Annotated in this window: 10 protein-coding genes; 2 read left to right on the top strand and 8 right to left on the bottom strand. The window is 70.8% G+C overall.

Features of this window, described 5'->3' with window-relative positions:
* A partial coding sequence (locus AC2H6A_RS14170) for a thiamine pyrophosphate-binding protein (protein WP_484274244.1) occupies window positions 1–1475 on the top strand: 1475 nt, incomplete at its 5' end.
* Between the two features lie 51 nt (window positions 1476–1526).
* Here the strand turns inward: AC2H6A_RS14170 and rpoD are convergent.
* The 4 genes from rpoD to rpsU form a co-directional block, all read right to left on the bottom strand.
* Window positions 1527–3944: an RNA polymerase sigma factor RpoD gene (rpoD, locus tag AC2H6A_RS14165; protein ID WP_484274245.1), complete on the bottom strand. Its 2418-nt coding sequence runs from the start codon at window positions 3942–3944 to the stop codon at window positions 1527–1529.
* Window positions 3945–4507: 563 nt separating this feature from the next.
* Window positions 4508–6400, bottom strand: coding sequence for a DNA primase (dnaG, locus tag AC2H6A_RS14160; protein ID WP_484274243.1), 1893 nt, complete (start codon window positions 6398–6400; stop codon window positions 4508–4510).
* Window positions 6401–6409: 9 nt separating this feature from the next.
* Window positions 6410–6859 (bottom strand): GatB/YqeY domain-containing protein, encoded by a 450-nt coding sequence (locus AC2H6A_RS14155; protein ID WP_484274242.1) that lies wholly within the window; start codon window positions 6857–6859, stop codon window positions 6410–6412.
* Between the two features lie 113 nt (window positions 6860–6972).
* Complete coding sequence (gene rpsU, locus AC2H6A_RS14150) at window positions 6973–7185, bottom strand: 30S ribosomal protein S21 (RefSeq protein WP_484274241.1); 213 nt, start codon at window positions 7183–7185, stop codon at window positions 6973–6975.
* Window positions 7186–7396: 211 nt separating this feature from the next.
* On the opposite strand from rpsU, the gene tsaD reads away from it, so the two are divergent.
* Complete coding sequence (gene tsaD / locus AC2H6A_RS14145; RefSeq protein ID WP_484274240.1) at window positions 7397–8443, top strand: tRNA (adenosine(37)-N6)-threonylcarbamoyltransferase complex transferase subunit TsaD; 1047 nt, start codon at window positions 7397–7399, stop codon at window positions 8441–8443.
* Window positions 8444–8470: 27 nt separating this feature from the next.
* Here tsaD and AC2H6A_RS14140 read toward each other — a convergent pair whose 3' ends face one another.
* From AC2H6A_RS14140 to AC2H6A_RS14125, 4 genes are all read right to left on the bottom strand, one after another.
* Entirely contained in the window at window positions 8471–9409 is a 939-nt protein-coding gene (locus tag AC2H6A_RS14140) for an ROK family protein (RefSeq protein ID WP_484274239.1), read from the bottom strand.
* Window positions 9406–10020 carry a glycerol-3-phosphate 1-O-acyltransferase PlsY gene (gene plsY, locus AC2H6A_RS14135; protein ID WP_484274238.1) on the bottom strand — a complete coding sequence of 205 codons (615 nt, stop codon included), beginning with the start codon at window positions 10018–10020 and terminating at the stop codon, window positions 9406–9408. Before plsY ends, AC2H6A_RS14140 begins: the two co-directional genes overlap by 4 nt.
* 68 nt (window positions 10021–10088) lie before the next feature.
* Window positions 10089–10574, bottom strand: a complete 486-nt coding sequence (locus AC2H6A_RS14130; protein ID WP_484274237.1) for an aminoacyl-tRNA deacylase — start codon at window positions 10572–10574, stop codon at window positions 10089–10091.
* 12 nt (window positions 10575–10586) lie between these two features.
* Window positions 10587–11159 (bottom strand): ketopantoate reductase C-terminal domain-containing protein (locus AC2H6A_RS14125; protein WP_484274236.1); only part of this gene is annotated, 573 nt, incomplete at its 5' end.

Here is an 11159-nt window from a genome sequence, read left to right as displayed (position 1 = left end):
GCACCGCGGTGGCCAACCTGCATGTGGCGCCCGGCCTGGGCAATGCCATCGGCATGATCTACAACGCCCTGAAGGGGCAGGCGCCGCTGATCGTCACCGCCGGCCAGCAGGACACCCGCATGCTGCGCCGCGAGCCCATCCTCTCGCACGATCTCGCCGCGATGGCGGCGCCGGTCACCAAGTGGAGCACCGAGGTGCGCCACGCCGACGAGATGGACGAGGTGCTGCGCCGCGCCTTCAAGATCGCCAATGATCCGCCCTTCGGGCCGGTGTTCCTGTCGCTGCCGATCGATGTCATGGCGCAGACCACCGCCAACGGCCCGCAGCCACCCGCGCGGCTCTACCGCGCCGGGCCGCCCGATCCGCAGGGCATCGCCGCCGCCTGCGAGCTGCTGCTCGCCGGGCGCGAGCCGGTGATCGTGGTGGGCGACGAGGTCGCCCGCAGCGGCGCCGCCGCCGAACTGATCCGCGTGGCCGAACGCCTGGGTGCGGCGGTGTGGTTCGAGGGCATCCGCGGCCATGTGTCCTTCCCGGCCACCCATCCGCATGCCCGCAGCGGCCTGCCCTTCGATGCCGCGGGCATCCGCAAGACCCTGGGCAATGCCGACCGGGTGCTGCTGGTGGGTGGCGCCTTCTTCGAGGAGGTCTGGTTCGCGCCGGGCAGCCCCTTCCCCGAGTCGGCGCGGGTGATCCAGCTCGAGGCTAGCGCTCGGCCGGCCGGCTGGAATCATGCGGTCGATGCCGGCGTCGTCGGCGCCCTGGGCCCGTCGCTGCAGGCGCTCGCAGACGCGCTCGCGCAAGGCGCGAGCCCTGCCTGGAACCTTGCTGCAGCGGCCCGGCGCGAAAGCCTCGCCGCGCAGAAGGCGCGTGAGGCCGCCGCCTGGCAGTCGCGTCAGGAAAAGGCCTGGTCGCGCCTGCCCATCTCCATGCCACGGGTGATGACCGAGATCGCGCGGGCCACGCCGGCCAACGCGCTGATTGTCGAGGAGTCGATCACCGCCAGCGTGGACTTCGCCTCGGCCTTCCAGCTCGACACCGACGAGCGCTTCCTGGGTGCGCGCGGCGGCGGCATCGGCCAGGGTCTGGCGGGTGCGATCGGCGCGGCAGTGGGTCACCCCGGGCGGCCGGTGCTGTGCCTGTCGGGCGACGGCTCCGCGATGTACTCGATCCAGGCGCTCTGGACCGCGGCCCACCATCAGCTGCCGATCGTGTTCGTGATCCTGAACAACCGCGAGTACCGGGTGCTCAAGCACAACCTCGACATCTACCGGCAGCGCTTCGACGCGGCCTCCGACCGTCCCTACCCCCACATGGACCTGGGCGGCCCCGGGCTGGGCTTCGTGGCCATGGCCGCCGGCATGGGCGTGCCCGGCGTGCGGGTGGAGAACCCCGATGAACTGCCCGCGGCGCTCGCCGCGGCCTTCGCCGCCGGCGGACCACGCCTGGTGGAGATCCAGATCGAGGGCAAGCGCTGAGCGCGCCCGCTGCAGACCCGGCCGCTGCCGTTGCGGCAGCGGCGCGCGCCCTTACTGCCCTTCCAGGAAGCTCTTGAGCTTGTCGGCCCGCGAAGGGTGACGCAGCTTGCGCAGCGCCTTGGCCTCGATCTGGCGGATGCGCTCACGGGTGACATCGAACTGCTTGCCGACCTCTTCGAGCGTGTGGTCGGTGCTCATCTCGATGCCGAAGCGCATGCGCAACACCTTGGCCTCGCGCGGGGTGAGCGAGTCGAGCACTTCCTTGACCACATCGCGCATCGAGCCGTGCAGCGCCGCATCGGCCGGCGCCAGCGTGGTGGTGTCCTCGATGAAATCGCCCAGGTGCGAGTCGTCGTCGTCGCCGATCGGCGTCTCCATGGAGATCGGCTCCTTGGCGATCTTCAGGATCTTGCGGATCTTGTCCTCGGGCATCTCCATGCGCGCCGACAGGGTCTGCGGATCGGGCTCGATGCCGGTCTCCTGCAGGATCTGCCGGGATATCCGGTTCATCTTGTTGATGGTCTCGATCATGTGCACCGGGATGCGGATGGTGCGGGCCTGATCGGCGATGGACCGGGTGATCGCCTGGCGGATCCACCAGGTGGCGTAGGTGGAGAACTTGTAGCCGCGGCGGTACTCGAACTTGTCCACCGCCTTCATCAGGCCGATGTTGCCTTCCTGGATGAGGTCGAGGAACTGCAGGCCGCGGTTGGTGTACTTCTTGGCGATGGAGATCACCAGCCGCAGGTTGGCCTCGGTCATCTCGCGCTTGGCCTTGCGGGCCATAGCCTCGCCGGTGGCCATCTGCTTGTTGATCTCCTTGAGATCGGGCAGCGGCAGCACCACGCGGGCCTGCAGGTCGATGAGCTTCTGCTGCAGGTCCTGGATGGCCGGGATGTTGCGGCGGAGCACATCGACATAGGCCGGATTGGCGGCCACCAGTTTCTCGGACCAGGCGAGATTGGTCTCGTTGCCCGGAAAGCTCGACTGGAACTGGGCGCGCGGCATGCCCACCCGGTTCACGCAGATGTCGCCCAGCGAGCGCTCGAGCGAACGCACCTGCTCGACCTGCTCGCGCAGCGTGTCGCACAGCTTCTCGACCATCTTGGCCGTGAAGCGGATGGTCATGAGCTCTTCCTGGATCTCGGCCTGTGCCGTGAGGTAGGACTTCGACTTGTAGCCCTCGTCCTCGTAGGCGGTCTTCATGCTCGAGAAGCAATCATCGATGTGATTGAACTTCTGCAGCGCCTTGACCTTGAGTTCCTCGAGCTTGGCGGAGTTGGCACCGGCCGGATCGACCTCTTCTTCGGCGTCTTCATCGAGCTCGGCCTCGGCCGCCGCCGGAGCGGGCGCGGCGCGGAAGTCGACCTCCTCGGCGTTGGGGTCGATCAGGCCATCGACCACCTCGTCGATGCGCATGGTGCCGGCACGGATGCGCTCGGCGTGCGTGAGCACCTCGTGGATGGTGGTGGGGCAGGCGGAGATGGCCTGCACCATGTGCTTGAGGCCGTCCTCGATGCGCTTGGCGATCTCGATCTCGCCCTCACGGGTGAGCAGTTCGACCGAACCCATCTCGCGCATGTACATGCGCACCGGATCGGTGGTGCGGCCGAACTCGGAGTCGACGGTGGACAGCGCAGCCTCGGCCTCCTCCTCGGCATCTTCATCGGAGGTGGCCACGGGCGTGGCGTCGGAGATCCGCAGGGTCTTGGAGTCAGGGGCCTGGTCGTAGACCGCGATGCCCATGTCGCTGAAGGTGCTGATGATCGACTCGATCGCCTCGGCGTTGATGACATCGTCGGGCAGATGGTCGTTGATCTCGATGTAGGTGAGAAAGCCCCGTTCCTTGCCGAGCTTGATCAGTTGCTTGAGCTTGTTGCGGGTGGCTTCGCGGTCGGCCTCGGACAGGCCCTGGCCGCCGAACTCCTTGAGAAGCTGCTTCTCCTTGGCACGGGCGCCGCGCTTGGCCTTGCTGGGCAGCGGAACCGGGGCCTCGACCACCTCGACGGCTTCGACCTCGCCTTCAACCTCGACTTCGATGTCGTCGAAATGGGCCACCGGATCATCGACCGGATCATCGATGTCGGCATCCATGCCGCCATCGACGGGCTTGTTCGCGCCGGGCCCGGCCGGACGCTTGGCCTCGGGTTTGCCCTTGGCCGCCTTGGCGGGGGCGGGCTTGGCGACAGCCTTGACCTTGACCGCGGCGGCCTCGGGCGCCGGCACCGGCGCAAGCTCGGCTTCGGCCTTCGCCCTGGCGGCGTCGGTCTTGGCCTTGGCGGCCACAGCCTGCCGGGTGAGCGGCTTGAGCGGGGCCTTGGCGGGTTTGGCGGGAACGGCCGCGGGCGCTGCCGCCACGGCCGTCGGCCGCGCAGGCGCCTTGGCGGCGGCACGCTTGGCAGCCGGCGCGGCCGCGGGCCTGGCCGAGGCCTTGCTCGCGGCAGCCTTGGCCGCAGGCGCCTTGGCCACGACGGCCTTGACCGGCGCAGCCTTGGCAGCCGGTTTGGCCGCGACAGGTTTGGCAGGCGCCTTGGCCGCCCCAGCCTTGACCGGCGCCTTGGCGGCCGGCTTGGCCGCTCGGGCAGCAGCCGGTGCCGTGGCGGCCTTGGCCGCGGGTTTGGCCTCTTTGCTGGCCGCGCTGGCGGCGGGCCGGGCGCTGGCGGGCTTGGCCGCCGCGGTGCGTGCCGCCGGCTTGGCCTTGGCCGCACTGGACGCCGTGCTCACGGACCTGGCGGGCGCCTTGGCCGCCGGCTGGGTAGCCGGCCTGACGGCTCGGCCAGCGGCCGCAGGCGCCTTGACGACGGTTGCAGGTGATTTCTTGGCCGCGCCCGATTTACTCATGCCCACGTATCAACCTCCGCGCTCTCGATGAATGCCCCTGGCGCACACAGGGCGCAGGCCCGGCGCATTGGCGACCGATCTCCGGCACCGGCAAACGCCCGGCATCGGCAAGACGCCCCGCAAGGGCCCGGCACCCGCCCGCGCCTTGCAACATCTTGGATTTTTGGTCTTCCAGGGAACCCTCCATTTTATCACAGACGCGATCGCAGCGCGATCAGCGCCTGGTAACGTTCTCTGGCCTGCGGGCTGTCGAGCCCCTGCGCCACCAGGGCACTGAGTTCGGCGCGGACCCGGCGATCGCGCAGTTGCGCCAGCGCGCCATCGAACTCGGCACGGGCTTCCTCGGGGCTCATGTCCGACAGGCCGGTTCGATCCGCCAGCGCCTCGGCCTGGAGCCTGTCGATCAGCTCGCCGTGGCCGCCGCGCAGGGTCTCGCAGACCGAGGCGAAGGCGGAACCCGGTGGCAGTTCGGCCAGGGCATCGAGCCAGCGCGCCAGGCCCTCCGGGAGCAGCTCATGATCGGCCACGGTGGCTGCCAGCGCAGGGTGCAGCGCGGCCAGCAGGTGGACCCTGGACTCGAGATCGGGCGGCGCGGCGCGCGCGCGCCAGCGGGGCGAGGCGCCGCTCGGGCCGCTCGGGCCGCTCGCGCCACCCGCCCCCCCGGCCCCCCCTGATCGCCGCGATGCGCCCGGGACGCCCTGTCCCGGGCCTCGCGAGCGCTCGGCAGAGCCATCGGGCCAGGCGGCGCCCCCTCCGGGGCCACGCCCCGCCGAGGGGCCCGCTGCCAGGAAGCCCTCGAACTCGGGGGCGCTGATGCGTGCAAGGCCGGCCAGCCGGTGCACCAGCTGCAGCCGCAAGGCCTCACGCGGCAGCTGCTGCACCAGCGGTCGCGCGAGCGCGAGCAGCCGCGCCCGGCCTTCGGACTCCTCCAGGTCGACCTGCGCGCTGAGCTCCCGCACCAGCAGTTCCGAGAGCGGAATGGCTTTCGCGAGACTCGCCTGGAATCCGGCCTCGCCATGCTCCCGCACGAAGCTGTCGGGGTCATGCTCCGGCGGCAGGAACAGGAACTCCAGCCGCTTGCTGTCCTGCGCGTGCGGCAGGCAGGCCTCCAGCGCCCGCCAGGCCGCCTTGCGCCCGGCGGCATCGCCATCGAAGGAGAAGACCACCCGATCGACGCTGCGCAGCAGCTTGCGCACATGCTCGCCGGTGGTGGCGGTGCCCAGGGTGGCCACCGCGTTGCCCACGCCGTGCTGGGCAAGCATGACCACATCCATGTAGCCCTCGACCACGATCGCGCAGTTGGCCGCGCGCATCGCCTCGCGGGCTTCGAACAGCCCGTAGAGCTCGCGGCCCTTGGTGAAGAGCGGGGTCTCGGGCGAATTGAGGTACTTGGGCTCGCCCGCCCCCAGGACCCGTCCGCCAAAACCGATCACCTGGCCGCGGGGGTTGCGGATCGGGAACATGATCCGGTCGCGGAAACGATCGTAACGGCGCCGGGGCGCGGCACTGGCAGCTGGCGGCTCGGCCTCGTCGGCAGCCGCCTCGATGACCAGGCCCGCCGCCACCAGGCCCGGCGCGTCATAGTCGGGCACCGCGGCCTGCAGGCCGCGCCATCCGTCGGGGGCATACCCGATCGCGAATCGCGCCGCGGTGCGGCCCGACAGGCCGCGGCCCTTCAGGTAGTCGATCGCCCTGGGCGAGTCCTTCAGGCGGAGCCGGTAGAAGTCAGTGGCCGCCTGCAGCAGCTCGAGCAGATCGGGCGCCGCACGGGGTGCGTCACCGCCGCGCCCAGGCTCCTGCGGCACCACCAGACCCGCCGAGCGGGCGAGCTCGCCGATGGCATCCACATACGACAGCCCGGCGTGCTCCATGAGGAAGCCCACCGCGGAGCCGTGCGCGCCGCATCCGAAGCAGTGGTAGAACTGCTTGGTGGGACTGACGGTGAACGAGGGCGACTTCTCGCCATGGAAGGGGCACAGGCCGAGCAGGTTGGCGCCGGCCTTGCGCAGCTTCACATGCTGGCCGACCACGTCGACGATGTCGACGCGGGCGAGAAGCTCCTGGATGAACGACTGCGGGATCACCCCGGCAGTTTAGTGCCCGGCAAGCCGGGCGCGCACCGCCGCCGACACCGCCGACAGGTCGGCCCGTCCGGCCAGCCGCGGCTTGAGCAGGCCCATCACCTTGCCCATGTCCTGTGGCCCGGCCGCGCCGGTCTCGGCCACCGCCGCGGCGATCGCCGCCTCGATCTCGGCCGCGTCGGCCTGCCGGGGCAGGTAGGCCGACAAGGTCTCGATCTCGCCACGCTCACGCTGGGCGAGATCCTCGCGACCGGCCTGCTCGAACTGCGACAGGGAGTCGCGGCGCTGCTTGATCAGCTTGTCGACGATCGCGCTCACCAGCGTGTCGTCGGCGAGCACCCGGTCGTCGACCTCGCGCTGCTTGATCGCGGCCAGCAGCATGCGGATCGCCGACAGACGCTCGGTCTGGCGGGCACGCATCGCGGCCTTCATGTCTTCGGTGATCCGGTCCTTGAGGCTCATTGGGACGTTCCTCGTGCGAGGGAAGGCGGGCCGCGCGCGGCGCGCGGCAGCGCCAAACGAAAAGGCCCGCGGCGCTGACGCTCGCGGGCCCGGTTCAGTGCCGCGGTGAAGAATCAGTACAGCTTCTTCGGCAGCATCTGGCTGCGCAGGCGCTTGAAATGGCGTTTGACGGCGGCCGCCTTCTTGCGTTTGCGCTCGGAGGTGGGTTTCTCATAGAACTCGCGGGCGCGAAGCTCGGTGATGATCCCGGTCTTTTCGATGGTGCGCTTGAAACGGCGCAGCGCCACGTCGAACGGTTCGTTCTCCTTGACCCTGATGGTCGGCATATCAAATCACCTCCTTTCGCTGCGATTTTCACCCGGCGGTTGTGGCTGCGGCGATGGCCGCGGCACCTCCCGGCCGCCCATGAGGGAGCCGGGCCTGGGGGCGGCATCAGGCCGCTCCCCCACAGGCGAAGCTCATTACTATAGCACGCAACGGCTCCGGCCGAGAAGCCTTCGGTCGCCCCGGGCGGCGGGGCTGGGGCACAATCGCGCCATGCTCGTGCTCGGCATCGAAACCTCCTGCGACGAAACCGGCGTCGCGCTCTACTGCACCCGCGAGGGCCTGCTCGCCCAGGGCCTGCATTCGCAGGTGGCCATGCACGAGCGCTACGGCGGCGTGGTGCCCGAGCTCGCCTCGCGTGACCACATCCGCCGGCTGCTGCCGCTCACCCGACAGGCGCTGGCCGATGCCGGCCGCCGCCTGGGTGACATCGATGCCGTGGCCTGCACCCAGGGCCCGGGGCTGGCGGGCGCGCTGCTCGCCGGCATGGCGGTGGCCAGCGGCCTGGCTGCGGCGCTCGACCGGCCCCTGATCGGCATCCATCATCTCGAGGGCCATCTGCTCTCGCCGCTGCTGGCCAGCCGGCCACCCGGGTTCCCTTTCGTGGCCCTGCTGGTCTCCGGCGGCCACACCCAGCTGATGCGGGTCTCGGGGGTGGGCCGCTACGAACTGCTGGGCGACACCCTCGATGATGCCGCCGGCGAGGCCTTCGACAAGAGCGCGAAGCTGCTCGGGCTGGGTTATCCCGGCGGTCCGGCGGTGGCCGCGCTGGCCGGCCGGGGTCGTGAGGGCGCGGTCAGCCTGCCGCGGCCGATGCTGCATTCCGGCGATCTCGACTTCAGCTTCAGCGGCCTGAAGACCGCCGTGCTCACGGTGGTGCGCCGTGGCCTGGCCGACGACCAGGCCCGCGCCGACCTCGCCTTCGCGGTGCAGGCGGCGATCGTCGATGTGCTGGTCGCCAAGAGCCTGGCGGCGCTGCGCCACACCGGCCTGCGCCAGCTGGTGATTGCCGGTGGCGTCAGCGCCAATCAGCGGCTGCGTGCCGCGCTGGCCCGGGCCAGTGACGAACAGCGGATGTCGGTGTTCTTCCCGGAGCCCGCGCTGTGCACCGACAACGGCGCGATGATCGCGTTCGCGGCGGCGTTGCGACTGCAGGCCGGGGGCCTGGCCGGACACACAGCCGGGTTTGCCGGCGCGTTCTCGGTCCGGCCGCGCTGGCCGCTGGAGGAACTCGGCGAGCCGGCGGCCCAGGCCGCGTAGGGAGCCCGGCCTGGGCCCGGCGAAGGCTCAGCCGATGGAAGCCCCGGCCGGCCACAGGCGGGCCGCGCCGAACACCCCGGCGGAATCGCCCAGCCGGTTGTGCAGCAACCGCGTGCCCACCGAGTCGGCGAACACATAGCGCGGCCACCGCGCCGGCACCTCGTCGTAAAGCCGGGCGATCTGCGACAGGCCGCCACCGAGCACGATGGCCTGCGGGTCGACGAGGTTGATGACGCTGGCAAGCGCGCGCGCCAGCCGGTCGATGTAGTCAGCCATGGCCGCCACGGCCATCGGTTCGCCGGCCCGGGCCGCGGCCACCACCGCGGCCGCATCACGATCGGAGCGCCCCCCGAGGCGGGCAAGCGCCGGCCCCGACAGCCAGGTCTCCAGACACCCGCGATGGCCGCAGTAGCAGGGCTCGCCCGGCCACTCGCGGCTGGGCCGGCCCGGCGGGGCGTCGGCCGGCGCGAACAGGGGCAAGGGGTTGTGTCCCCACTCGCCGGCGATGGCATTGGCACCGCGCAGCACCCGACCCTCGACCACCAGGCCACCCCCCACCCCCGTGCCGAGGATGACGCCGAAGACCGTGGCCACGCCCTCAGCCGCGCCGCCCGCCTGGGCCTCGGCCACCGCAAAGCAGTTGGCATCGTTCTCGATGCGGACTTCGCGCTGCAGCGCGGCCTGCAGGTCGTCGCGCAGGGGCTGACCGATCAGGCATACCGAGTTCGCGTTGCGCACCAGGCCGGTGGCCGGCGACAGTGCGCCGGGGATGCCGATGCCGAGGGTGCCGCGACGCCCGAGCGCGGATTCCGTCTCGAGCACCAGCCCGATGATGGCGCGCACCGTGCCGGCATAGTCGCCCTGCGGCGTGGGCACACGCCGGCGGGCGAGCACCGTGTCTTCGCCCTCGAGGGCGACGATCTCGATCTTGGTGCCGCCGAGATCGACGCCCAGGCGCAGGCTCATGAGGATTTCTTCTGGCCGATGCGGCTCTCGCGACCGGCCATCAGATTGGCGATGTTCGCGCGATGGCGCCAGACCAGCAGCGCGGCCATCGCGGCGATGGCCGCGGACGCGGCATCGAACCCGTAGAGCAGGCTGTGCCAGAAAGGCGCGAACACCGCGCTGACCAGCGCCGCAAGCGAGGAGTAGCGAAAGAAGAAGGCGATGATCAGCCAGGTGAGCAGCACGCCGCCGCCCACCAGGGGATGCAGCGCCATCAGCACCCCGGCGGCGGTGGCCACGCCCTTGCCGCCCTGGAACCGGTGGAACACCGGGAACAGATGGCCGACGAACACCGCCAGCGCCGCCAGCGCCACGGTGATCTCGCCGATGCCGAAGCGCGGTGCCGCGGCCTCCACCAGCAGTACCGCCACCGCCCCCTTCAGCGCGTCGCCGAGCAGGGTGAGCAGCGCGGCACGCTTGTTGCCGGTGCGCAGCACATTCGTGGCGCCGGGGTTGCCCGACCCGTAGGTACGCGGGTCGGCCAGCCCCATCACGCGGCTGACCACCACCGCGAAGGAGACCGAGCCGATCAGGTAGGCGCCGAGCACGGCGAGCAGGGAGGCGGCGTTCATGGCGGCGGAGGGGCGGAGGGGCGTGGAGGACGAAGGGGCGAATGCGGTGACGCAGGGGCAGTGCGCGATCAGGGAGCCAGCGCGCAACTGACCCGCGTGGCCCGCAGCGTGTCGGTGAGCACCGCGGGATCGATGGACACCAGATAGCCGCGCCGGCCGCCATTGATGTACACCAGCGCGCAATCGAGCACGCTGGACTCGACATAGACCGGCAGGGGTTTGCGCAGGCCGAAGGGCGAGGTGCCGCCCACCTGATAGCCGGAGTGGCGCTGGGCCACCTCGGGCGTGCAGGGCTCGACCGTCTTGCAGGCAATCGCCCGCGCGAGGTTCTTCGTGGACACGGTGCGATCCCCGTGCATGAGCACCACCAGCGGGCGGGCGCGCTCGTCCTGCATCACCAGGGTCTTGACCACGCAGTGCTCGTCGACGCCAAGCTGCCGGGCAGACTCCGCGGTGCCGCCGTGCTCGACATAGTCATAGGGGTGCTGCCCGAAGCTCACGCCATGGCGGCGAAGCCACTGCGTGGCCGGGGTCTCGGAGACATGGCGCGACACCGCGTGGCTCCCTCAGACCGCCGGCGCCGCGGGGTAGAGACCGCGCACCTGCCCGAAGAGCCGGGTCATGCCGAGCAGGGCGTCGATGGCGGGAACATCCACCTCGACCAGACGCGCCATCTCGGCCACCGACGCGAGCATGGCATCGAGCTCGATCGGGCGAGAGGCATCGACATCCTGCAGCATGGAGGTGCGCACCGCGCCGAGCTGGCGGGTGATGCGGTTGCGCTCCTGCGGGCTCATGGCGATCGGCAGGCCGAAGCGCTCGCCCACCCGCGCGGCCTCGGTCATGGCATCGCACACGAAGCGCAGCAGCTGCGGATCATCGAGGATGCGGTCCATGGTGGCGCCGGTGAGGGCCGACAGCGGGTTCATGGTCATGTTGCCCCAGAGCTTGACCCACACCGCCTGCTCGATCGCGGCGTCGATCTCCACCTGAAGGCCGGCCCCGGCCATGGCGGCGGCCAGCTTCGCAAGGCGATCGGTGGCCGCGCCGCCCGGTTCGCCCAGGATGAAGCGCTCGCCGAAGGCATGCCGCACCACGCCGGGCTGCGGGCACGAGGCGACCATGTGCACCACCGCGCC

The sequence above is a fragment of the Quisquiliibacterium sp. genome (assembly GCF_982640115.1).
The sequence above is the reverse complement of the archived record's forward strand: the minus strand, read 5'-3'. Positions and strand labels throughout refer to the sequence as shown.

Excerpts from the sequence above, each read along its gene's own strand:
- AC2H6A_RS14155 (WP_484274242.1), bottom strand. The coding sequence starts at position 6,859 with ATGAGCCTCAAGGACCGGATCACCGAAGACATGAAGGCCGCGATGCGT.
- rpsU (WP_484274241.1), bottom strand. The coding sequence starts at position 7,185 with ATGCCGACCATCAGGGTCAAGGAGAACGAACCGTTCGACGTGGCGCTG.
- tsaD (WP_484274240.1), top strand. The coding sequence starts at position 7,397 with ATGCTCGTGCTCGGCATCGAAACCTCCTGCGACGAAACCGGCGTCGCG.
- AC2H6A_RS14140 (WP_484274239.1), bottom strand. The coding sequence starts at position 9,409 with ATGAGCCTGCGCCTGGGCGTCGATCTCGGCGGCACCAAGATCGAGATC.
- plsY (WP_484274238.1), bottom strand. The coding sequence starts at position 10,020 with ATGAACGCCGCCTCCCTGCTCGCCGTGCTCGGCGCCTACCTGATCGGC.